Annotated in this window: 20 protein-coding genes; 9 read left to right on the top strand and 11 right to left on the bottom strand. The window is 70.0% G+C overall.

The features are described 5' to 3' along the window. Positions 1 to 13: 13 nt before the first annotated feature. From KIK09_RS53955 to KIK09_RS53945, 3 genes are all read right to left on the bottom strand, one after another. A complete protein-coding gene (locus KIK09_RS53955) occupies positions 14 to 220 on the bottom strand; it encodes a TM2 domain-containing protein (protein WP_214327414.1) in 207 nt (68 codons plus the stop codon). Positions 221 to 855: 635 nt separating this feature from the next. Beyond that, entirely contained in the window at positions 856 to 1,578 is a 723-nt protein-coding gene (locus KIK09_RS53950) for a PIG-L deacetylase family protein (protein WP_214327413.1), read from the bottom strand. A gap of 201 nt (positions 1,579 to 1,779) precedes the next feature. Beyond that, on the bottom strand, positions 1,780 to 2,595 hold the full coding sequence (locus KIK09_RS53945; RefSeq protein WP_214327412.1) for a class I SAM-dependent methyltransferase: 816 nt from the start codon (positions 2,593 to 2,595) through the stop codon (positions 1,780 to 1,782). A 603-nt stretch (positions 2,596 to 3,198) separates the two neighbouring features. Between KIK09_RS53945 and KIK09_RS53940 the strand changes: the two genes are divergently transcribed. Further along, positions 3,199 to 3,717: an HIT family protein gene (locus KIK09_RS53940; protein WP_250575309.1), complete on the top strand. Its 519-nt coding sequence runs from the start codon at positions 3,199 to 3,201 to the stop codon at positions 3,715 to 3,717. Positions 3,718 to 3,984: 267 nt separating this feature from the next. On the opposite strand, the gene KIK09_RS53935 is transcribed toward KIK09_RS53940, so the two are convergent. Both KIK09_RS53935 and KIK09_RS53930 read right to left on the bottom strand, forming a co-directional pair. Beyond that, positions 3,985 to 6,045: a hypothetical protein gene (locus tag KIK09_RS53935; protein WP_214327410.1), complete on the bottom strand. Its 2,061-nt coding sequence runs from the start codon at positions 6,043 to 6,045 to the stop codon at positions 3,985 to 3,987. 357 nt (positions 6,046 to 6,402) lie between these two features. After that, positions 6,403 to 7,293 (bottom strand): branched-chain amino acid transaminase, encoded by an 891-nt coding sequence (locus tag KIK09_RS53930; protein ID WP_214327409.1) that lies wholly within the window; start codon positions 7,291 to 7,293, stop codon positions 6,403 to 6,405. Positions 7,294 to 7,359: 66 nt separating this feature from the next. Between KIK09_RS53930 and KIK09_RS53925 the strand changes: the two genes are divergently transcribed. Next, on the top strand, positions 7,360 to 8,658 hold the full coding sequence (locus tag KIK09_RS53925) for an aminotransferase-like domain-containing protein (protein WP_214327408.1): 1,299 nt from the start codon (positions 7,360 to 7,362) through the stop codon (positions 8,656 to 8,658). Between the two features lie 324 nt (positions 8,659 to 8,982). Here KIK09_RS53925 and KIK09_RS53920 read toward each other — a convergent pair whose 3' ends face one another. Together KIK09_RS53920 and KIK09_RS53915 are read right to left on the bottom strand one after the other, a co-directional pair. Further along, a complete protein-coding gene (locus tag KIK09_RS53920; protein WP_214327407.1) occupies positions 8,983 to 10,533 on the bottom strand; it encodes a glycoside hydrolase family 10-like protein in 1,551 nt (516 codons plus the stop codon). 119 nt (positions 10,534 to 10,652) lie between these two features. Further along, a complete protein-coding gene (locus tag KIK09_RS53915; protein ID WP_214327406.1) occupies positions 10,653 to 12,791 on the bottom strand; it encodes an elongation factor G-like protein EF-G2 in 2,139 nt (712 codons plus the stop codon). A 225-nt stretch (positions 12,792 to 13,016) separates the two neighbouring features. Here KIK09_RS53915 and pgsA point away from each other — a divergent pair, with 225 nt between their 5' ends. The 7 genes from pgsA to KIK09_RS53880 all read left to right on the top strand — a co-directional run bounded on the left by pgsA (position 13,017) and on the right by KIK09_RS53880 (position 19,275). After that, a complete protein-coding gene (pgsA, locus tag KIK09_RS53910) occupies positions 13,017 to 13,634 on the top strand; it encodes a phosphatidylinositol phosphate synthase (protein WP_214327405.1) in 618 nt (205 codons plus the stop codon). Next, positions 13,631 to 14,536 carry a phosphatidylinositol mannoside acyltransferase gene (locus KIK09_RS53905; protein WP_214327404.1) on the top strand — a complete coding sequence of 302 codons (906 nt, stop codon included), beginning with the start codon at positions 13,631 to 13,633 and terminating at the stop codon, positions 14,534 to 14,536. Before pgsA ends, KIK09_RS53905 begins: the two co-directional genes overlap by 4 nt. Beyond that, the gene (locus KIK09_RS53900) at positions 14,533 to 15,642 is read left to right on the top strand and encodes a glycosyltransferase family 4 protein (RefSeq protein ID WP_214327403.1); all 1,110 of its coding nucleotides are present in this window, start codon (positions 14,533 to 14,535) and stop codon (positions 15,640 to 15,642) included. The genes KIK09_RS53905 and KIK09_RS53900 overlap by 4 nt, the downstream gene beginning before the upstream one ends. After that, entirely contained in the window at positions 15,639 to 16,181 is a 543-nt protein-coding gene (locus KIK09_RS53895) for a LemA family protein (RefSeq protein WP_214327402.1), read from the top strand. Before KIK09_RS53900 ends, KIK09_RS53895 begins: the two co-directional genes overlap by 4 nt. Before the next feature lie 86 nt (positions 16,182 to 16,267). Further along, entirely contained in the window at positions 16,268 to 17,269 is a 1,002-nt protein-coding gene (locus tag KIK09_RS53890) for a DUF3048 domain-containing protein (RefSeq protein ID WP_214327401.1), read from the top strand. A 101-nt stretch (positions 17,270 to 17,370) separates the two neighbouring features. Continuing rightward, positions 17,371 to 18,285, top strand: a complete 915-nt coding sequence (pdxS, locus tag KIK09_RS53885) for a pyridoxal 5'-phosphate synthase lyase subunit PdxS (protein ID WP_214327400.1) — start codon at positions 17,371 to 17,373, stop codon at positions 18,283 to 18,285. 462 nt (positions 18,286 to 18,747) lie between these two features. After that, the gene (locus tag KIK09_RS53880; protein WP_214327399.1) at positions 18,748 to 19,275 is read left to right on the top strand and encodes a GNAT family N-acetyltransferase; all 528 of its coding nucleotides are present in this window, start codon (positions 18,748 to 18,750) and stop codon (positions 19,273 to 19,275) included. A 470-nt stretch (positions 19,276 to 19,745) separates the two neighbouring features. On the opposite strand, the gene KIK09_RS53875 is transcribed toward KIK09_RS53880, so the two are convergent. From KIK09_RS53875 to KIK09_RS53860, 4 genes are all read right to left on the bottom strand, one after another. Then, entirely contained in the window at positions 19,746 to 20,330 is a 585-nt protein-coding gene (locus tag KIK09_RS53875) for a dihydrofolate reductase family protein (protein ID WP_214327398.1), read from the bottom strand. Positions 20,331 to 20,535: 205 nt separating this feature from the next. Further along, entirely contained in the window at positions 20,536 to 21,033 is a 498-nt protein-coding gene (locus KIK09_RS53870) for an SRPBCC family protein (RefSeq protein WP_214327397.1), read from the bottom strand. Position 21,034: 1 nt separating this feature from the next. Beyond that, on the bottom strand, positions 21,035 to 22,222 hold the full coding sequence (locus KIK09_RS53865) for an RNA polymerase sigma factor (RefSeq protein ID WP_214327396.1): 1,188 nt from the start codon (positions 22,220 to 22,222) through the stop codon (positions 21,035 to 21,037). A gap of 6 nt (positions 22,223 to 22,228) precedes the next feature. After that, the gene (locus KIK09_RS53860) at positions 22,229 to 22,585 is read right to left on the bottom strand and encodes a YciI family protein (RefSeq protein WP_214327395.1); all 357 of its coding nucleotides are present in this window, start codon (positions 22,583 to 22,585) and stop codon (positions 22,229 to 22,231) included. Positions 22,586 to 22,607: the final 22 nt, after the last annotated feature.

Here is a 22,607-nt window from a genome sequence, read left to right as displayed (position 1 = left end):
GCCGGGGTCCTTCCTAGCGGGCCAGGGGCTGGCCCTGCTTGTCGGTGAACTTGCCGATCAGGATCATGATGAAGTCGATCAGCACCCAGACGCCCAGGCCGCCGAGCGTGATCAGCTGCAGGATGCCGGTGCCGACCTTGCCGACGTAGAAGCGGTGCACGCCGAGAGCGCCGAGGAAGAAGCACAGGAGCACGGCGGCGAGCCATGACTTCGAGCCCATGGGGAAAGTCCCTTTCGGTTTTCGGGGAATGAGATCGGGCGCGCGCAACGGCCGCCCGGGCTGCGGGACGTGACGAGATGATCACCGCAGGGACCGAACCCTAGCAAGGGGTTGACGAGGCCTGCAAAGTCCCGCGAGGCATATGTCAGACAGCGCGTCCAATATCCCGAAATACCCCTGACATGCCCAAATATCGCCCAAAGCCCCAGAAGACCACGTCCGCGAGCGAAGCCCCGAGCACGTCGCGAACGACCGCACCCCGAGGGAGGCCCACCTCCACGACACTCCGCGACGCTCCAAAGCGGCCACCACCCACATGACACCCGTCGCTCCGCGCGACTTCTAAGCGGTCACCATCCGCACGACATTCCTTGCGCCGCGTGGCTTCTAAGCGGCCGCCACCCGCACGACACCCCTCGCTCTGCGACGCTCCTGCACGGCCCCTCGCCCGCAGCCCCACACATATGGCCTTCCACCGCGCGGCCCCCGCGTGGGTCGCGTGACGGCGAGCACGCGCATCGTGGGGCGGGCTGGTGGGTGGATCGCCTGGCTCCTGCGTGGGTCACGTGGTGCCGGTGCCGGGCGTCACCTGGCGACCGGTGCGTTGCGCGTGTGCGTCACGCGGCTTGCGGGTGTCACATGGTGAACAGGCGGAAGGTCACCGCCGGGCGGCCGCCGAAGCTCGGGGCGGCGTTGCCGGTGAAGCCCTCGATCAGGTCCCGCACGTACACCTCGGGAGCCTCGTCGGTCAGCGCCTCGATGTAGGCCCTGTGCTCGAGCAGCGACCGAATCCCTAATTCCAGGCCGTCGGTGACGTCCACGGCATGCGTCGGCTCCGCAGCCCCGGCCACGGCCACCCAGCGCACACCCTTCCACGCCGGCGCCTCGGTGTCAGGGAAGATCCACCGGTTTCCCGCATCCGCGGCGGCGTCCAGCACGGCCCGGCCCACGGCCCTGTGATCGGGGGTGTTCCAGGACGTGCCGCGCCAGGTGTCCTCCTGGTTCAGCGTGATCACCAGCTCCGGCTTGTGCCGGCGGATGGCGGCGGCGATCTCCTTGCGCAGCGGCACGCCGTACTCGATCACACCATCAGGATGATCGAGGAACTCGACCGTCGAGACACCGACCACAGCGGCGCTCGCACGCTCCTCCTGCTCCCGCACCTGCGCCGCCTTGGCGGGCTCCAGCGAGTCGATGCCGGCCTCACCCCTGGTGGCGAGGACGTAGGACACGTCCCGCCCCTGCGCCGTCCAAACAGCCACCGCCGACGCGCACCCATACTCCAGATCATCAGGATGCGCCACGATGGCCAACGCCCGCTGCCAGTCCTCCGGCATAGCCTGCAGCTGCTCGGTCATGCGCCCACCCTAACCCCGCCGATCACCCCATCCCACCCCTTCCGCCACCACCTCCCCAAGACCCCAACGCCTTCATACGGCGGGCTACACGGCTCCGGGGGACGCGGGGTCCGAGCGAGGGCATGATGCGTTCCGGCCCGTGGTCCCGGCAGGACGAGCTGTACGGAGGGCTGTCCGCGGAAGCACTGAGAGGGGCGGGCGCTAGGGTTGGATGGGCTGGGTCAGGACGTAGCGGAAGACGTTCTGGTCGTGGAGTGAGCCGTCGGGGCGAGCCTTAGGGGCGAGGACGGCGTGCAGGGCGTCGCGGACGGCGTCCTCACCGGCCACGTCGATCACCCGCTGGATCGGGCCCGCCGAGGAGTGGCCGATCCAGGCCGCCTCCAGATTCGGATAAGAGAAGGTGAGCGTCACCTCGCCACCACCCACCGGCTCCAGCCCTGCACTCGCCAGAAGCGCCTCCAGCTGCCCCGCCCCGCTGAGCGCCAGCGGCCCCGGAGTGCCGGGTGGCGGCGGAGCGAGCGCGCGCAACGCCTGGAAGAGCACCTCGGTCTCGCACCGCGACGGATCACCCCAGTTCCCCACGGCGACGAGCCCATCGGGCTTGACCACCCGCGCCAGCTCGTACGCCGCCCCCTCGGGGTCCTGTGCGTACTGCAGCGAATTGAAGGCAGTCACCCTGTCGAACCGATCCGCCTCGAACGGCAAGGTTTCCAGGTCCCCTTCATGCAACTCGGCCCCCGGCGCCGCCAACTCTGCCTGCTTCAGCAGCCCCTCCGAGGCGTCCACGCCCGAGGCCTGGGCACCCCGCTCTGCTGCCATCGCCAACGCAAGCCCCGCCCCGCACCCGACGTCGAGCAACGCCATCCCATCAAGGGGCTCAATCGCCTCGAGCGCCGCCTCGTACAGCGGCCGCGTCTGCGCCTCCTGCCACCGCGCCCACGCGCCCGGCGCCCGCCCCCACAATTCCCCCTGAACCGCCCCCGATCCCATGCCCTCCTCCTTCCCTTCGCCCCCCACCCCACCACCACATTGGAACAACCCTTACCCTCACCGCCGCCCAGCGCGCCGACCTCCCCACCCCGCCGACCCGGCGCCTGAAACCCTGACCCCGTCCGGGCGGTCCTCATCCCGCCGAGCCCCCACAGCCGGGGCAGCAGAGGCGAAGTACGACAGTTGCCTGGTGCTCTGTACGGCGACCATGGGAACGTGGCGCCCGCATTGCAAGGGGTGTGGGGAGCCGGGGTGCTCGGGGCGAGGCTCCGTGGTGGGTGCGCTTTGAGGAACGGCGGTGCTCCGGGGGAAACGCTGAGGGGTGGGGTGGGGAGCACCACGGCGACGGGCTCGGCAGTGGTTGGGAAGGGGCCGCGGAGGCCGTAGTGCTGCGGCAACGGGGCGTCGTTGCGGTGGGTGAGTGGTATCGACTCGCCGGAAGCGCCGGGCACGGGTCCCCAGCCGAAGTACGGGGGGCGGGCGGTGGCGGCGGCCTGCCGTACCAGAGAAGCTCGGGTGAGAGCGCACGCGGGGAAAGGGCTGTGCGGGCCGTCAGTGAAGTGTCGCGTCGCGGGGGTGAGGGTTGGGAGGCGGGGTGGGGTGGGTGAGGGCGGCCCTATGCTGCTAGGTATGCACGATCAGGCAGGGGACAACTTTCAGCGGTTGTGGACTCCGCATCGGATGGCCTACATCAAGGGCGAGAACAAGCCGACCTCGTCCGAGGCGGGTGATGGGTGCCCGTTCTGCGCGATTCCGAAGTTGAGTGACGAGGAGGGTCTGATCGTCGCCAGGGGTGAGGTTGTCTACGCTGTGCTGAACCTCTACCCGTACAACTCGGGGCATCTGATGGTCGTGCCGTATCGGCATGTGTCGGACTATGACGAGCTGGATGAGAAGGAGTTGGCGGAGCTGGCGCACTTCACCCAGCGGTCGTTGCGGGCGTTGCGCAAGGCGAGCGGTGCGCAGGGCTTCAACGTCGGCATGAACCTCGGCGAGGTCGCGGGCGCGGGCATCGCCGCGCACCTGCATCAGCACGTCGTGCCGCGGTGGGGCGGCGACACGAACTTCATGCCGGTCGTCGCCCACACGAAGGTCCTGCCCCAACTCCTACGCGACACCCGCCAACTACTCGCCGACGCCTGGAACTAACCCGGCCGCCCAGCCCAAACCCAGACCTCAACGGCAGGCCACGACAACCGAGGCCGGCCCCCGATGCCCGAGGTCAGGCCGGGACGATCGGGCTCAGGCTCGGGTGCTCAAGCCCAGGTCGAGCTAGCTCTGGTGCCCAACGTCAGGCCGAGGCTGAGCCCGGCGGCCAAAGGGGCTGCCGCGGGCGCGACAGGGGAACTTGCCGCCGGGCCTGGAGGGCCGAGTCCGAGCCCGGACGCCCCGGACGGCCGAGCAGCACGTCCCTGGCTAGGCCCGGCTTGGTAGTAGGGGTTCTTTGGGGCTAGGGGTCGGCTGATCCTCGTGCGGTAGTGCGGCGATGCCGACTGACAGCAGCAGAGGTACGGCCAGCGCGAGCGCCATCGACAGGATCGCCGCCCCGGAGTCGTTGACCAGCATGCCGACGACGCCGCTGACCAGCGTGCCGATGAGGCCGGCCTTCAGGGCGGGCGAGTGGCGGAACGCCGCGGGGACCGCGCCCGCCGAGGCCTGCTCGGGGCGCATGATCGCGTAGACCAGGAAGGCCGTGGCGGCGATGACCACCGGCATCAGGTTCGGGCTGAGCAGGGTGTGCAGCATCGCCATCAGCTTGCGGAAGATCACGTCGAACGCCTCGCCGCTGAGCACCTGCCCGACGAACCTGCCCAGGTGCGTCTGCTCCTCCGGCGGCTTCAGGTAGTTCACGATGGCGAAGCCGCTCACGATCACCGCGCCCGCCAGCCCGGCCAGGGCCAGCTTGACCAGCGAGATCCGCTTGCCCGCGATCAGCAGCGCGGTCACCGCGATCCCGGGCACGAACGCGATCACGCCACCGAAGTCGCTGCCGACGCCGGACCCGTCCAGATACATGGCGAACAGCCCGAGCCCGGCCACCACCGCGACGCCGATCCGGCCGGGGTAGCGGTGGGCGATGACCGTGGCCACCAGCAGCGTGCCGGTGGCGAGCAGCGCGAACGGGATGTTGCCCATCCCGTAGTAGCGGGCGCCCACCTCGGCGGTGTAGCCCATCACGCTGTTGAGCTGCAGCGTCGTACCCGTCAGCAGGTCGCCGGCCAGGGTGAGCGCGGTCACGCCCGCCACCACGGCCAGCGGGCCGAGCGGCCTGCGCCGCCACGGACCCGCGAAGGCCACCGCGGTGATCACGGCCGCCCAGCCGAGGACCCCGGCCACCAGGCCGGTCACCGACGACCACGGCAGCAGGTTGACCAGGTAGCTGGCGGCGGGGAGCGAGGCCAGGGCCACCGCGGCCAGCCGTACCCAGGTGAGGCCCTTGCGGCGGCGCAGCAGTAGGAACGCGATCAGGTAGAACAGCACCTGCAGCACGGCGACGACCGTGAAGTAGATGCCCTTGATCGAGCGGATCGCCTGCGCGGTCGCGTCGGCCCGCTGCAGCCGATCGAACGCCGCGCCCTGACTGCCCACCTGCAGCGGGACGCCCACGACAGTCGGGGGAACCGCGACGCCCATGTCGGTCAGCGCGGTCGTGGTCAGGTCCGGGATGATCGAGATGTCCTCGCGGTGGGTGGACTCGGCGCCGAGCAGCCGCCCCTGCGCGCCGGGCTGACGCAGCATCGCGACCCGCAGGTGCGGGACGGAACCGTGGTCGGACAGGCCCGCGAGCAGCACCGTCGTGTCGGCGGGCAGCACCGACAGCAGCGCGCCCGCCTTCGCGTCGGCCAGCCGTAGCGCGTCACGGCGCTGGGCGGCGGTCAGCTTCTCCGGCACGCGCGGCATCGTGCCGCCCGCCAGGTAGGGGCGGATCAGGTCGTCGACGTCCATCGCGACCAGCGGGCACGTCGTCAGGTCCGCGGCGCGCACCTGCAGCGGCGAGGCGTGGTAGCGCGGCACGGCGCCGCTCCGGTCGGCCAGCGCCACCGCGGCGCCAGGGCCGATCGCGATCGAGCAGGTGCCGGCGGTCTTGAGCGCCTCGCCCAGGGTGCCGGCGCCCTTGGCCTCGGGCAGGTTCGTGTAGCCGGGGACGACGGCGCCCGCGCCCCGCTGCTCGGGGATCGGCGGGGCGCCGCAGCTGCCGCCCGAGGCGGACCGCATGCCCGCGGCCACGGTCAGCCACCCGTCGTACGGGCAGGTCACGCCGCCGACCGTGCGCACCGACAGCGAACCGATCGCGCTCGAGCGAGCGAGCTCCCACAGATTCGGGGTGTCGGCCTGGGTGATGTCGTTCCAGTGCAGCCCCGGCACACCGATGAGCGCGACGCGCCCCTTGCTCGCTTCCACCCCGTCGGCCTGCGCCACCCCAGCGAGCAGCAGCTGACCGATCAGGACGGCCAGCGCGACCAGCGCCCGCCTCACGGCATGACCTCCCGGGCTCGACATCCGTGGCAGGCCATCGTCTCATCTCCCCACCACCGACCGCGCCCACTTGCCTCCCGGCGGGGCCTTTCCACGCTCGCGCTTGCTCGCTCTCCGCGCTCGCGCTTCTTCCCCGCATGGTCGCGGGTCTTTCCCGTACGGCGAGCCTACGTGACCGCCACCCGCCGACGTGGGCTCGCGTCCGCAGGGTGGCTCCCCGTACACCACGTCGCGCTGGGCTTCGCCGTATGCGTCGCGCCTAGTTCCGCCGTTCGCATGCTTGCCGTCGCGGCGCTGGTGGGTGGTGCGCCGGGTGTTGGGCGGGGCTTTGCCGTACGTCTTCTCGTCGATGCGGGGTTAGGGGATGGGGGTGAGCCAGGTGGTGGGGAGGTGGCCGGTGGTGGTGGCGGTGTAGGCGTCGGTGAGTTTGGTGGTGAGGGGGCCCGGGGCGTCGAAGGGGCGGGTGTCGATGGAGGTGACGGGGACGACGCCGGCGGCGGTGCCGCACAGGAGGACCTCGTCGGCCGTGTAGAGGTCGTGGCGGTGCAGGTCGCGGCGGGCCGTGGGGATGCCGAGGTCGGCGGCGAGGCGTTCGACCGTGTCCTGGGTGATGCCCTCGAGGGCGCCCGCGCTGTGCGGGGGCGTGGTGAGGACGCCGCCGGAGACCATGAAGAGGTTGGCGCCGGTGCACTCGCTGACGTAGCCCTGCGCGTTGAGCAGGACCGCCTCGTCGTAGCCGGCGTCCAGCGCCTCGGCCTTGGCCAGCACCGAGTTGAGGTAGGGCCCGGTGGCCTTGGCGGTCGTGGGGACGACGTTGGGGTCGTTGCGCTTCCACGAGCTGGTCATCAGCCGGACGCCGGAGCCGAGCATCGGCTCCCACTCCCACGTCGCGATCGACACCGACGTGGGGCAGCCGCGCGCGGCGATGCCCAGCTCGCCGTAGCCCCAGTGGGCCAGGTGGCGGATGTAGCAGGCCCGGTGCCCGTTGGCGGCGACCGTCTCCAGGGTGGCGGCGCGCAGCTCGGCGGGGGAGTACGGGATCTTCATCCCGATGATCCTGGCGGAGCGGTAGAGCCGGTCCAGGTGGTCGTCGAGCCGGAACACGGCCGGCCCGTCGGCGGTCTCGTACACCCGGGTGCCCTCCAGCACGCCGGTGCCGTAGTGCAGCCCGTGGCTGAGCACGTGCACCCGCGCCTCCGCCCAGGGCACCAGGCCGCCGTCCATCCAGATGTACTCGGACTCCCGCATCACGAACCTCCTCAAGTGGCTCCTAAACGATGACTCAATCGACCCACTTCGTCAATAATTGGTGCCATGGATGACCAGTTGGCGATCCTCCTCCGCGACCGCTACCGGCTGCGGCAGGGCAGGGAAGCACCCAGCCGGCGCCTGGCGGGCGCCCTGATCGACCTGGCGCAGACCGGCGCACTGGCGGGCCGCCTGCCGTCCGAGCGCGACCTGGCGCAGGCGGTCGAGCTCAGCCGCGGCACGGTGGCGGCCGCGTTCAACCACCTGTGCGCCGACGGCCTGGCCGAACGCCGCCACGGCAGCGGCACGTACCTGCTGGACAAGCCGACCTTCACCGGCCTGCTGCAGGCGGGACCCGTCGTGGCGGACCTGTCGGCCTCGGTGGTGCCCGACCCGTCGCACCTGACCCTGCCCGCGCTAGACCCCGGCGACCTGGTGCGCACCCCCAGCGGCCACGGCTACGACCCCCTGGGCGACCCGCGCCTGCGCGCACGGCTGTCCGGCACTCCCGACGTGCTGGTGACCGGCGGCGCGCAGCAGGGGCTCGACCTGGCGGTCCGCGTCCTGGTACGGCCGGGCGACCGGGTCGTGGTGGGGGACCCGACCTACGGCGGCATGCTGGCGATCCTGCGCAGGGCGGGCGCCCACGCCGTCGCCGTGGACCTCGCCGACCCGGCGGCCGTGGCGGAGTCCTTCGACCGCCACCGGCCCGCGCTCGTCTACGTGGTGAGCGTCGAGAACCCGACGGGCGCGGTCCCCGACCTGCGGCACGTCGCCGAGCTGGCCAGGTCGCGCGACGTCACGCTGGTCGAGGACAGGACGCTGGCCAGGCTCGTCCACGACGTCGCCCCGCCGGAGCCGCTCGCCCCGCTGCACCCGCACGGCACCGTCATCGTCGGGTCGCTGTCCAAGCTGCTGTGGGGCGGGCTGCGCATCGGCTGGCTCGAGGCGCCCGAGGCGCTGCTCGCCCGCCTCACCGAGGCCAAGCTCGACGCCGACCTGGCCACCAGCGCCGTCTCGCAGCGCCTGGCGACGCTGCTGCTCGACACCGACCCGCTCGGCCCCTGGCTGGCCGAACTCGCCGCCAGGCGCGCCCACTTCACCGCCGCCCTGTCCGCCCACCTGCCCTCATGGACCTGGACGCCTCCCGCGGGCGGCCTGTCGGTGTGGGCCCGCCTGCTCGGCACGGACGCCGAACGCTTCGCCAGGATCGCCCGCGATCACGGCGTCGCGGTCGCGCCCGGCACGCTCTTCTCGCCCGACGGGCGGCACCGCGACCGGCTGCGCCTCAGCTTCGCCCTCCCGCCCGCACTCCTCGACCAGGCGGTCGCCGGCCTCGCCCGTGCTTGGGCCGAGGTGTCCTGACACTTTGCTGTACGGCAGGCCGCCGTGCCGCCAACCGCCGCACGGGGTCGCGGCCCTCCAGGGAGACGCCTGCTGACCGGATGCCGGTCGGCCGCCGTTACGACACCCTGGGACCCGGTTGCGGTGGCATCCTCGCCGTCGTACAGGGCGCCTGCCTTTGCCGTGACTCATCCCGGCGCCTGGTGCGCGTGCCGCACGGGGTGTCCGCGGACCAGGTGCCTGGGTGCTCGCCGAGATTCCCGCCGACCCGGCGCCTGGGGCGTTCTCGCGGTCCAGGCGCCTAGGGTGCTCGCCGACCCGGTCGGGGGTGGCGCGCCGTACCGGCTAGGTCAGGGTGATCTTGACGGTGGTGGGCTTGCTCTCGTTCTGGAGGCGGTCCAGCGACGTCACCAGGTACGTGCCGGGAGCCGGCGCCGTGTAGGCGGGGGAGGTGACGACCGCGACCAGGCTGCGGGCGTCGACCGGCTGGCAGGTGGAGCCCTGCTTGGGGACCTGGTAGACCGCGTAGGAACGGGCGCCCTGGGTGGCCTTCCAGGAGATCGTCGTGCCCGAGGCCCTGGCGGCGGCGGGCTTGGCCGGGGCGTTGTGGTCCCGGTGCTTCAGCAGCGGCAGCAGGGCGGGGCGCGGGTACTGGTTCCTGGCCAGGCGGTCCATGACGCCGAGCGGGTTGGTCAGCAGCTGCTTGGCGCTGAAGTAGACGTCGCCGTTCACCTGGTCGTAGGAGCGGTTGAACGTCAGGTGCGCGGGCAGCTCGCCCGGCTTGGTCCAGGCCTTGTCGTCCCTGGTGCCGACCCGGTAGAGCGCCTGGCCGATGTACAGGTCGACGCCCGTGCCCTTGACCTCGTCGGCCCACCACGGCACCAGCGCCCGGTAGTCGGCCACCTTGAAGCCGCGCGGCCAGTACAGCTGCGGCATCACGTAGTCGACCGTGCCCGCCTTGATCCACGCCCGCGCATCCGCATAAATCGAGTCATAGGCGGACATGCCGGCAGTCTTCGAGCCCGTCGGATCGTCGGACTTGTTGCGCCAGATCCCGAACGGGCTGATGCCGAACTTCACGTACCGCTTGATGCCGTGGACGGCCTTGTCGACCTGGGCGATGAGCTGGTTGACGTTGGCCCGCCGCCAGTCGCCCAGCTTCTTCCCGTTGCCGTACTTTGTAAAGGCGGCGGCGTCGTCGAACTTCCCGCCCCCGCCCGGATACGGGTAGAAGTAGTCGTCGAAGTGCACGCCGTCGATGTCGTAACGCCGCACCACGTCCGTGATGACCTTGATCACGTGGTCGCGCACCGCGGGCAGCCCGGGGTTGTAGTAGAGCTTGCCGTCATATTTCACGACCCAGTCGGGATGCTGCCGGGCCGGATGGTTGGCGGGCAGCTTCTTGACCTTGTCGTCGTAGCCGGCGCGATAGGGGTTGAACCAGGCGTGGAACTCCAGGCCACGCTTGTGCGCCTGGTCGATGAGGAACGGCAGCGGGTCCCAGCCCGGATCCTTGCCCGCCGTACCCGTGAGATAGACCGACCAGGGCTCGTACGGCGAGCTGTAGATGGCGTCGGAGGCGGGGCGGACCTGGACGAACACCGCGTTGAGCCGCCGCTTGACGGCGGCGTCGAGCAGTGCGACGTACTCGGCCTTCTGCCGGTCGACCGACAGCCCCGTCCGGGAGGGCCAGTCGATGTTGTGCACCGTGGAGATCCACACACCCCGCAGCTGCCGCTTGGGAAAGCGCGCGTCGGCCGTACAGGACTCACGAGCGGAAGCGGCGGCGGGCTTCGGCGCGGGGTTCTTGTGCGATCCCGGCCCGAAGGCGTAGGCGGTGCCTGTGGTGAGGACGGCTAGGGCGGCTGCGGCGAGCAGGGGACGTCCAGTGCGCATGGTTCCTCAGTGTGACATCGCCCCCGTCGTGGTTCGGCCCAAAAAAAGAAATCGATTCGTGATGTTCGTGTGACGAAAGTAACGGTTGAGCCGGGTGGGAGCCCGGCTCAACCGTCGTGTCACTCCGTGGCCGCCACCTTGTCGGCCAGATGTGGGGGCAGCGGCTCGTACCGCAGGAACGCGCGCTGGAAGGTGCCCGTGCCGTGCGACATCGACCGCAGGTCGATCGCGTAGCGGGTGATCTCCAGCTCCGGTACCTCCGCCTTGACCAGCGTGCGGCCCGTGCCCACGGGCTCGGTGCCGAGCACCCGCCCGCGCCGCGAGGACAGGTCGGACATCACCGATCCCACGTAGTCGTCGGCGACCAGCACCGACAGCTCGTCGACCGGCTCGAGCAGCAGGGTCGGCACCTTCGACGCGGCCTCCTTCAGCGCCAGTTGCCCGGCTATCTGGAAGGCCATGTCGGAGGAGTCGACCGAGTGCGCCTTGCCGTCGTAGAGCGTGACGCGCACGTCCACCATCGGGTAGCCGGCGACCACGCCGCGCTCCATCTGGGCCCGCACGCCCTTCTCCACCGACGGGATGAACTGCCGGGGCACGACGCCGCCCACGATCTTGTCCACGAACTCGAAACCCCCGCCGGAGGGCAGGGGCTCGACTTCCAGGTGGCAGATGGCGTACTGGCCGTGGCCGCCTGTCTGCTTGACGTTCCTGCCCATGGCCTGGCACTTGGCGCCGAACGTCTCGCGCAGCGGAACCCGCAGGTCGATCCGCTCGACCTCCACGCCGTGCCGGTTGGCCAGCCGATCGAGCAGCACGTCGGTGTGGGCCTCGCCCATGCACCACAGCACCAGCTGCCTGGTCTCGGCGTTGTTCTCCAGGCGCAGCGTCGGATCCTCGGCCACCAGCCTGCCCAGCGCCTGCGACAGCTTGTCCTCGTCGGCCTTGGACTTGGCCCTGATCGCGACCGGCAGCAGCGGGTCGGGCATCGACCAGGCCGTCATCAGCAGCGGGCGGTCCACCTCCGACAGCGTGTCGCCCGTCTCGGCGCGCGACAGCTTGGCCACGGCCACGAGGTCGCCCGCCACGCCCTTGCTGATGGGGCGCTGCTGCTTGCCCAGCGGGCTGGTCAGCGTGCCGATGCGCTCGTCGACGTCGTGGTCCTCGTGCCCGCGGTCGGCCAGGCCGTGCCCGGAGACGTGCACGGTCATGTCCGGGCGCAGCGTGCCGGAGAACACGCGCACCAGGCTGATCCGGCCCACATAGGGGTCGCTGGTGGTCTTGACGACCTCGGCCACCAGGGGGCCGTCGGGGTCGCAGGTGACGCCCTTGACGGGCTTGCCGTCCAGGTCGGTGATCTCGGGGAGCGGGTGTTCGGGCGGCGCGGGGAAGCCCTGGGTGACCAGTTCGAGCAACTCCACCGAGCCCACGCCCAGGCCGGTGCAGAGCACGGGGTAGAAGCTGCCGCGGGCCACGGCCTTCTCCAGGTCCTCGATGAGGACCTTGGTGTCGATCGGCTCACCCTCCAGGTAGCGGTCCATGAGCGACTCGTCTTCGCTCTCCTGGATGATGCCCTCGATCAGGACGCCCCTGTGCTCCTCGATACGCGCCTCGTACTCGGGGCCAGGCTCGTTCTCGGTGCGGGTGCCGGTCGCGTAGTTGAAGAACTTCTGCGACAGCAGCCCGATCAGGCCGTTGACGTGCCCGTTGGTGATGACCGGCAGGTAGAGGGGGGCGACGCCGTCGCCGAAGACGTCCTGGCAGGTGGCGAGTACCTCGTCGAAGTCGGCACGATGGTGGTCGATCTTCGTGATCACCACGGCTCGGGGCATGCCGACCTGGGCGCACTCCTCCCACAGCATCTGGGTGAGCCCGTCGATGCCTTCGGAGGCCGACACCACGAACAGCGCGGCGTCGGCGGCCCGCAGCCCGGCGCGCAGGTCGCCCACGAAGTCGGCGTATCCGGGGGTGTCGATAAGGTTGATCTTGATGCCGTTGTGCACCAGTGGCGCCAGAGCCAGGTTGACCGATCGCTGCTGGCGTACCTCTACCTCGTCGAAGTCGCTGACCGTGTTGCCGTCCTCCACCCGGCCGGCCCGCTGCGTCGTGCCCGTCGTCGCCAGCAACTGCTCTATCAGGGTCGTCTTGCCCGCTCCCGAGTGGCCGACCAGTACGACATTGCGTATCGCATCCGCGCTGTCGGCCGCTGGTGCCCTGCCCGCGGCTCCCGCGGCCCCGCCGGGGTTCCTATCCGCCACGATTCCTCCGTCTCCATGGGCGAGCCGGCCTCGCCTGGCACCCTGAGGTCCACGCGACGGCTACCTCTCCCTGCCGTCGGTTGAGGTCCAACACCGCGCCCGCGCGGAAGGTGATGGAAACCACATGGACGCGGTGTGTTCACCAAATACCCGTGTGGCGGATATCACAAGAGGGGTGAGGCAAAGAAAGTCGTCGGCCCCGTGATGGCCTACGATTTGAGCGCGATGCTGAAACTCCTGCGCCCGGCCATGACCCGGATACTCACCCCGCTGGGCAGGGCTCTCGTCCGCCGCGGGATCGGCCCGAACGCCGTCACGGCGATCGGCACCCTCGGCACCGTGATCTCCGCCCTGCTGCTGTTCCCCCTGGGATACCTGACGGCAGGCGCCCTGGCGATCACGCTGTTCGTGCTGTTCGACCTGCTCGACGGAGTGGTCGCGCGGCTCGGCGGGGGAGGGGGCAGCACCTGGGGCGCCTTCCTCGACTCCACGCTCGACCGGGTCGCCGACGCGGCCGTGTTCGCCGGGCTGATCATGTACTTCATCTTCCGGGGCGACGCGCTGATGGCCGCGGTGACGCTGGCCTGCCTGGTGCTCGGCGGGCTGGTCTCCTACGCCAAGGCCAGGGCCGAGGGGCTGGGGCTGACGTGCGACGTGGGCCTCGCCGAACGCCCGGAACGGCTCGTCGTGGCGCTGGTGGCCGCCTGCTTCGCCGGGCTCGGCGTGCCGTACATTCTGCCCGTGGGAATGTGGCTGCTGGCGGTGGCCAGCGCCATCACGGTGGTGCAGCGCGTCGTGCACGTACACAAGCAGACCGATGGCAAGCAGCCGGGGGAGCGATGAGCGATCCGTCCATCACCGATCGGGTCGTGGCCGCGGGGTTCGCGGCAGGGTGGAAGCTCGTCCCGCTGCTGCCCCAGCGGCCGACCACGGCGGCGTTCTCGTTCGCGGCCGACCGCGTGTGGCGCAAGCGCGGCAAGTCGGTGCGCCGGCTGGAGACCAACCTGGCCCGCGTCACCGGGCTCGACCCCGACAGCCCGCAGCTGCGCGAGCTGAGCAGGCGCGGCATGCGCTCCTACTTCCGCTACTTCCACGAGATCTTCCGCCTGCCGTCCATGCCGGTCGACGAGGTCGTCCGCCGCACCCACGTCACCGGCGCCGAGCACGTCCACGACAACGTCGCCGCGGGGCGCGGCGTGGTGCTCGCGCTGCCGCACATGGGCAACTGGGACCAGGCCGGGGCCTGGCTGGTCGGGGTGGGGCATCCGTTCACGACCGTGGCCGAGCGGCTCAAGCCCGAGTCGCTGTTCCGCCGCTACGTGGCCTTCCGCGAGGGGCTGGGCATGGAGGTGCTGCCGCTCACCGGCGGCGACGGCCACAACTTCGGCACGCTGGCCTCCCGGGTACGGCGGGGCGGCGTCGTGTGCCTGCCCGCCGAGCGCGACCTGACCAAGAACGGCGTGGAGGTGCGCTTCTTCGGCGGTGCCACCAAGGTGCCCGCGGGTCCGCCGCTGCTGGCCGTACAGACGGGGGCGGCGCTGCTGCCGGCGATCGTGTACTTCGACGGCGACGACTGGGGGATCGACATCCACCCCGAGCTGCCGGTGCCGCAGGAGGGGACGCGGCAGGAGAAGGTCGCCGCGGTGGCGCAGGAGCTGGCCGACGTGTTCGAGAAGGGCATCGCGCAGCATCCTGAGGACTGGCACATGCTGCAGCGGCTGTGGCTGGAGGATCTGCCGCGATGAAGGTCGGCATCGTCTGCCCGTATGCATGGGACATGCCCGGCGGGGTCAAGCAGCACATCGACGACCTGGCGCAGGCGCTGATCGCGCAGGGGCACGACGTCTCGGTGATCGCGCCGACCGGCGACGACGCCGACCTGCCCGCGTACGTGACGGGGGCGGGCCGGGCGATTCCCGTGCCCTACAACGGGTCGGTGGCGCGCATGTCGTTCGGGTTCATCTCGGCGGCGCGGGTGCGGCGCTGGGTGCGCGACGGCTCCTTCGACGTGCTGCACATCCACGAGCCGCTGATCCCCTCGCTGGGGGTGCTGGCCTGCTGGGCGGCCAAGGGGCCGATCGTGGCCACCTTCCACGCCTCCTTCTCCCGCTCGCGGGCGATCGCGGTGGCCGAGCCGCTGCTGCGCAGCGCCCTGGAGAAGCTGACCGGGCGCATCGCCGTCTCCGACGCGGCCCGCAAGAGCCTGGTCGAGCAGTTCGGCGGCGACACCGTGCTGATCCCCAACGGCGTCACTGTCGCCCGCTACTCCGACGCTCCGCCCCTGGACGGGTGGGGGCCCGACGGGCGGACGCTCGGGTTCCTCGGGCGGCTCGACGAGGAGCGCAAGGGCTTCCCGATCCTGCTCGAGGCCATGAAGCTGCTGCCCTCCTCGGTGAAACTGCTCGTCGCGGGGCCGGGCGAGGCCAAGATCCCCAAGTCGTTGCGCGACAGGGTGACCCTGCTCGGGCTGGTCAGCGAGCAGGACAAGATCCGCGCCTACCACTCGGTCGACGTCTTCTGCGCGCCCAACACCCGCGGCGAGAGCTTCGGCATCGTGCTCGCCGAGGCCATGGCCTCCGGCGCGACCGTGCTGGCCAGCGACATCCCCGCCTTCCGCAGGGTGCTCGGCGAGGGCCAGGCGGGCGCGCTGTTCGCCAACGGCGACCCCGAGTCGCTGGCCCGCGAGGCTGCCGCGCTGCTCGAGGCTCCTGAACGGCGGGCCAAGCTGGCCGCCGAGGCGCTGGTGGCGGTGCGCAAGTACGACTGGTCCACGGTGGCGCGCGACGTCGTACGCGTCTACGAGACGGTCACCGCCAGTGGCGCCGGCCGGGTGGAGGAGGACCTGCTGTGACGCCCACCCTGGTCGTGCTGATCGTCGGGATCGTGGTGGTGCTGGCCGCCGTGTACGTCTCCTGGCGCGCGGGGCGGCTCGACCGCCTGCACATCCGGCTGGAGCTGGCCAAGGAGGCGCTGGACGCCGCGCTGATGCGGCGCAGGGCCGTGGTGCTCGAGCTGGCCGGGTCCCGGCTGCTCGATCCGGCCACGTCGCTGGTGCTGGCCGCGGCCGCGCACGAGGCCCGCATGTCCGGGCCCGAGGAACGCGAGCACGCCGAGAGCGACCTGTCGCAGGCTCTGCGGGCGGCCGTCGACCAGGAGCGCTTCAGGGAGAAGCTGTCGGAGGCGCCCGGCGGTCAGGACCTGCTCGAGGAGCTCGACGCGGCAGTGGCCAAGGTGGTCTACGCGCGCCGCTTCTACAACAACGCCGTCGGCGTCACCCGTACGGCACAGCGGCGCTGGCTGGCCAGGACACTGCGCCTGGCGGGGCACACCGAGTTTCCGCAATTCTTCGAGATCGATGACAATCCGCCGGAAGCTATGGCAACTGAATGACCTAATTTGGGGAGCGCCGGTAAGCTTCTCCCGTTTTCTTGCCTTTTTTGCTGGAGCGGAGGAGTTCTCAGGTGCGGCTACCCCGGATGATCACGGCATCTCTGGCCGGAGCGGCCGTCCTGCTGCCCATCGCGGCCTGTTCCTCGAACAAACCGGCGCCGGGTACGGTGCCCCAGGCGGCCACCGCCGCGCCTTCCACCTCGCCCACCCCTGAGGGGGAGGGACATCCCTTCACCGGGCAGCCCGGTCAGGAGCCGAAGCCGGTGCTCGCCGTGAAGATCGAGAACACCGCGGCCGGCAAGCCGCAGATGGGGCTGAAGAGCGCGGACATCGTCTACATCGAGCAGGTCGAGGGCGGCCTGACCCGGTTGATGGCGATCTTCTCCTCGAAGCTTCCCGCCAAGGTCGGCCCCGTCAGGTCCGCGCGCATCTCCGACCTGCACATCGTGCCGCAGTTCGGCAAGCCCGCCTTCGCCTACTCCGGCGTCCAGACCAAGATGCTGCCCTTCATGGCCAAGGCCTCGCTCTTCGACGTGGGCGACACCAGGAACCCGGGCGCCTACTTCCGCCAGCCCGGCCGCGTCGCGCCGTACAACCTGTTCGCCAGCACCAAGAAGCTGCTGGCCAAGGCGCCGGACGCGGACAAGGCCAAGGACATCGGCTTCACCTTCGGTGACGCGCCCGCCGACGGCGGCGTGGACAAGAAGTCCTGGACCGTACGGTGGCCCGCGGCGCACTTCACCTTCGACTGGTCCGACGCCAAGAAGCAGTGGATGATCTCCCAGGACGGCAAGAAGGACATGGCCGCCGAAGGCGGGCAGCAGAGCGCGCCCACGGTCGTCATCCAGTACGTGCAGACGGTCCGCTCTCAGTTCCACGACTTCCACCAGAGCTACACGCCGCTGGTGAAGACCATCGGCAAGGGCAAGGCGATCGTGCTGCGCGACGGCAAGGCGTACAAGGCCAACTGGTCGCGCCCCGACGAGGAGCACGGCACGACCTACACCACCGAGGACGGCCAGCCGATGAACTTCGCTCAGGGCCCGGTGTGGATCGCGTTGGCCAGCAAGAAGCCCGTCTCACCGTGATGTACAAATCCGACCATAAATCCTGACAGGGTGGCCTGTCCGGGGCGGTATGCCTCAGGACCTACCATGGGTTTGGTAACTTACCGATCGCCCTTGTGAGGATGACCGTGTCCAGCAGCACGCCCGAAATCACCCCTACCACCGGAACCGCCCGGGTCAAGCGTGGCATGGCCGAGATGCTCAAGGGCGGCGTCATCATGGACGTCGTCACCGCCGAGCAGGCCAAGATCGCCGAGGACGCCGGCGCCGTCGCCGTGATGGCTCTGGAGCGCGTGCCCGCCGACATCCGCGCGCAGGGCGGCGTGTCCAGGATGAGCGACCCCGACATGATCGAGGGCATCATCTCCGCCGTGTCGATCCCCGTCATGGCCAAGGCCCGCATCGGCCACTTCGTCGAGGCGCAGGTGCTGCAGTCGCTCGGCGTCGACTACATCGACGAGTCGGAGGTGCTCACGCCCGCCGACTACGCCAACCACATCGACAAGTTCCGCTTCACCGTGCCGTTCGTGTGCGGCGCCACCAACCTGGGCGAGGCGCTGCGCCGCATCACCGAGGGCGCGGCGATGATCCGCTCCAAGGGCGAGGCGGGCACCGGCGACGTCTCCAACGCCGTCACCCACATGCGCACGATCCGCGCCGAGCTCAAGCGCCTGCACACCCTTCCCGAGGACGAGCTGTACGTCGCGGCCAAGGAACTGCAGGCACCGTACGAGCTCGTCGCCGAGGTCGCCAAGGCCGGCAAGCTCCCGGTCGTCCTGTTCACGGCCGGCGGCATCGCGACCCCCGCGGACGCGGCCATGATGATGCAGCTCGGCGCCGAGGGCGTGTTCGTCGGCTCGGGCATCTTCAAGTCCGGCGACCCGGCCAAGCGCGCCGCGGCCATCGTCAAGGCCACCACCTTCTACGACGACCCGGACGTCATCGCCAAGGTCTCGCGCGGCCTCGGCGAGGCCATGGTCGGCATCAACGTCGACGAAATCCCCCAGCCCCACCGCCTCGCCGAGCGCGGCTGGTAAGAGCAGGGTCCTCGCTTTCGCCGCTGCGCGGATCGGCTTCGGGCCGGCCTCATGGGGGAGCCAAGCTCCCCCATACCCCCTTGGCAGGGGCGCGCCCCTGCACCCGCGCCGTCCTCGCCTGCGGCTCGGGCTGTGTTCGATGCATGCGGGGGCTCCGCCCCCGCACCCCACACGCGCCTCCGGCGCGATTCCCACCTCGGCGGGAGGCCGGCCGACTGCCACCCGAAGTCGGGTCGGTGGGTGGTAGACCATGATGAGATCCCGCATTGAAATAGCGATTGAGCACCCAGCAGCACGTCACGCTCAGCCTCAATCGGATCGGTGACATCGCCCACGCCGGTATCTGGAAGTGATCTGGTCCGGCTCAACGGATCTGTTCCGGAGTCAGGGCTGTGACCGGCGGCGACGAGATCGCGAAAAATCGCGTGAGACGCTCGGGAAGCCTCGTCCAGGATGGTTCTCGTGACCCACGTGATCGAAGTTCCCCGTGCCGACGACGCCGCGGCTATGGGCCCGCTGCAGTTGAAGGCCTGGCTGCAGACGTATCCCTGCGAGGACGCCGGGATCGACGAGAACTGGATCCATGAGCACCGCGGCTCCTCTGCCACAGAGGAGGGAATCGCCCAGTGGCGGGAGTTCATCGAGGCGGCGAGGCAGCAGCCGGATCTGCTGTTCTGCCGTGTCGTCCGCGCCGGGACGGAGATCGTCGGTTTCCTCTGCGGTCGCCGGGACGAGGTGGTCACCCTGGGGCCGATGTACCTGCTGGAGGAAGCCCAGGGACGAGGCATCGGAGGCCGGTTGATGGGTGAGTTCCTCACCTGGGCGGGGAGCGTGCCTATGCGCCTGTGGGTCACCGACTACAACGAGCGCGCGATCCGCTTCTACCAACGCCACGGATTCAAGGTCACAGGCGAGCGAGAGCTCTGGCAAGGCAAACTGCCGAACGTGCGTATGGCCCGAGACGCCACCTCGAGCGGCAACCTCAGCTAAGTGCGTGTTTGAGAAGATCCACCGTCGCGAATCGCGTCAACTGCGAACTCACGATTCGCCGATGACAGCTTCCGAACGTAGAAGCGCATCTCACCGAAGAGAACACAGCTGAACTCGCGACGCTGCAATACGCGATGCCATCAGTACAGACGGGTGAGGCGCTAGCCGTATCAGCGGATGGCGCTCGTGAGCGGCCGTGCGGGATCCTGGCGATTCGGTGCCGACGATGCGATGGGCTGGAAGGCCGACGGGCCACCGCGATCCAGCCCGACATTCGGCGTGGGCTGAGCAAAACTGATCCGTTTGGTTGTGCCGGTGAGCAGTAGCACCGCTTGCCGGTCAGTTTGTACAGCGCTCGGAGGTTGATCGGGCCAGAAGCGCCCAGAGGCGCAGACACCTACCCCTCCGCTATCAGACAACTACCACTGAGGAAGAGGTCGATGGCTTGGAGGGAGGGTGCATGGACGGACTCAGATATGCAGGGTGGGCCGGTAGATGAGCTCTTGGGTGTGGCCGTCGAGCGTCCGGCTCTCGATCAGCTCGAGGTCGAAGTCGGCCGCACCCTGGAAGATCGGGTCTACTCCGGTCTGACCGGAGATCACGGGGAAGATCGTCACCTGGACGCGGTCGACCAGACCGGCGGCCATCAGCGCCCGGTTCATCGACAGGCTGCCGTGCGAGCGCAACGGCACCTCGGACTCCTCCTTGAGCCGGGCGACGACGTCGACGGCGTCGCCGCTCACGAGGGTCGCGTCCGGCCAGTTGAGGGGTCCTTCGAGGCTCGTCGACACGACCGTTGTCGGCAGGTTCCTCATCCGGGTGTTCACGGGGTCACTCACCTGGGACTCCTCGGTGCTCGGGCCCAGCACCTGCACGAATTGCCGAAAAGTGTTGGCCCCGAGGACCATCCGCTGCTCCTCGCGGTACAGGGCGAGGCGGCGGTCGAGAAACTCGGGACCTTGCTTGCCCCAGTATCCGCCCCAGTCGCCCATGCTGTTGTAGGAGCCGAAGCCGTCGAGGGTGGTGAAGACGTCGAAGGTGTAGATGGCGGTCATGATGCTCTCCTCGAATGCGGTTGATCGGGTGGGTGGATTGAGACTGGAAACCGAGGTCGGCCGCCCCGGATGCGGCCCCAGGACTGGACCACGGCCAAGACGGTGGCGAAGATCAGCGTGGTCAGCGACACGGCGGGCGGGAAGTAGCCTCTTCTTCCCCCTGCGAGCGGCACGATGGTGTACTGATCATCTTGGTCGGGCGGCATCACCTATCGGAGACCAGCTCGGCCAGGTGGTGCAGCGAGTTGATGAGATGGTCGGGCCCAAAGGGCGGGAACTGGATGTATTCGCGGCGGAACTGCGGCACCGCCGACCAGTCGTAGGTGAGCGTGACCTCGGTCTCGGACGGGCCGAGCGGTTCGAGGTCGTAGCGCCAGAGCCAGCCGCCGAGCTCCAGCCGGCCGTCGTCCTTCTCGACCCCGGTCAGCCAGCCGAGCGCGTGCGGTGCCTGGAACACCTCGACCTTGTTGACCACCCGGTAGTCACCGTCCGGATGGTCGGCGTGGTGCATGTCCATCCGAAAGATCTGCCCTGTCCCGGTCAGCGGCGCCTGGTTGACGGCTTCCTGCACCCAGCCGGTGCCGTCGATCGCCGCATGGCTGGTCGGGTCCGCCAGCACCGCGAACACCCTCGCGGCGGGCACGGCGAAAGCCAGGGTGGCGCTCACGCTCTCCCGCTCCGTGGTGTGGACCTTCGTTGTCATCTCATGCTCCTTGTCGGGCTCGTCGTGTCTGCAGGAAGGTTCGTTCGGTGTCATTGGTAGCCAGGGTGATGGCCTCGTCGTAGGCGGCGACAGCCTCGGCGGTACGGCCCAGGCGGGCCAGCAGGTCGGCGCGGGTGGCGGGCAGCAGGTGGTAGCCCGGCAGGTCCAGGTCCTCGATGGCGGCCAGCGCCTGCGCCGGTCCGTGTACCTCGGCGACGGCGACCGCGCGGTTGAGTGCCACGATCGGGGTCGGGGACTGGTGCAGCAGCTGGTCGTACAGCGCCAGCACCTGCGTCCAGTCGGTTGCCGGGCCGTCGGTGTGCACGGCGTTGATCGCGGCCTGCAACTGGTACGGTCCCGGCTGGTTGCGGCGCAGGCAGTGGCGTACCAGCTCGTGTCCCTCGGTGATCAGCTCGCGGTTCCACAGTGAGCGGTCCTGCTCGGCGAGCACCACCAGCTCGCCCGAAGGTCCCACCCGGGCGGGCCGGCGGGCCTCGGTGAGCAGGAGCAGGGCCAGCAGCCCTATCACCTCCGGCTGATCAGGCATCAGCTCGGCCAGCTCCCTGGCCAGGCGGACGGCCTCCAGGCACAGGTCGGTGCGCAGCAGCCGGCCCGTCGTGGAGGCGTATCCCTCGTTGAAGACCAGGTAGAGGACGGCGAGTACCGGTGCCAGCCGGTCGGGGAGTTCGGCGGCGCCGGGCACCCGGTAGGGGATGCCGGCGTCGCGGATCTTCTTCTTGGCGCGGACGATCCGCTGGAAGACGGTCGTTTCGGGCACCAGGTAGGCCCGGGCGATCTCGGCCACCTCCAGCCCGCCGAGCAGGCGCAGGGTGAGCGCGGTCTGTGCCAGCGGCGACAGCGCTGGGTGGCAGCAGGTGAAGATCATGCGGAGTTGGTCGTCGCGCACCGGTCCCACCTCCTGTGGTTCGTCGACGTGGTGCAGTAGTAGCGCCTGGGCGTGGCGGGCCTCGCGGGTGGATTCCCGGCGCAGCCGGTCGATCGCGCGGTTGCGGGCGGTGGTCACGATCCACGCGCCGGGATTAGGCGGTGGCAGTTCATCCCACTTCTGGACGGCCACCGCGAACGCGTCCTGCACGAACTCCTCGGCCAGGCCGATGTCACCGAGCAGGCGCGTCAGCGTGGCCACGCATCGGCCGTATTCGGCCCGGTAGATGCCGTCCAGATCCACCGGTGCTCACGCCCACTGCGCGTCTTCGAACGGGCGCACCTCGATCGGGGACCCGCAGGCCAGCGCGCATCTCTCGCCCCAGGCCAGCGCCTGGTCCAGGCCGTCGCACTGGATCACCCAGAACCCGCCGAGCTGTTCCTTGGTCTCGGCGAACGGGCCGTCGGTCATCGTGGTCGCGCCGTTGCCGGGGCGTACAACGGTGGTGGCGTGCGAGCCCAGCAGGCCGCCGACGAACACCCAGCAACCGGCGGACTGCATGTCGGCGGTCACCTGGCCGGTTCGGGCCTGCTGCTCCCGCAGGTCCTCCTCGGACGGCCATGGCGCGCTCTCGTCGTACTGGACGGCCAGCAGGTACTTCTTCACGGGCGAACTCCTTGCGAAAAAC

The organism is Nonomuraea sediminis (assembly GCF_018531495.1).
Classification (GTDB): domain Bacteria; phylum Actinomycetota; class Actinomycetes; order Streptosporangiales; family Streptosporangiaceae; genus Nonomuraea; species Nonomuraea sediminis.
This window is presented reverse-complemented; position numbering and strand designations above follow the sequence as displayed.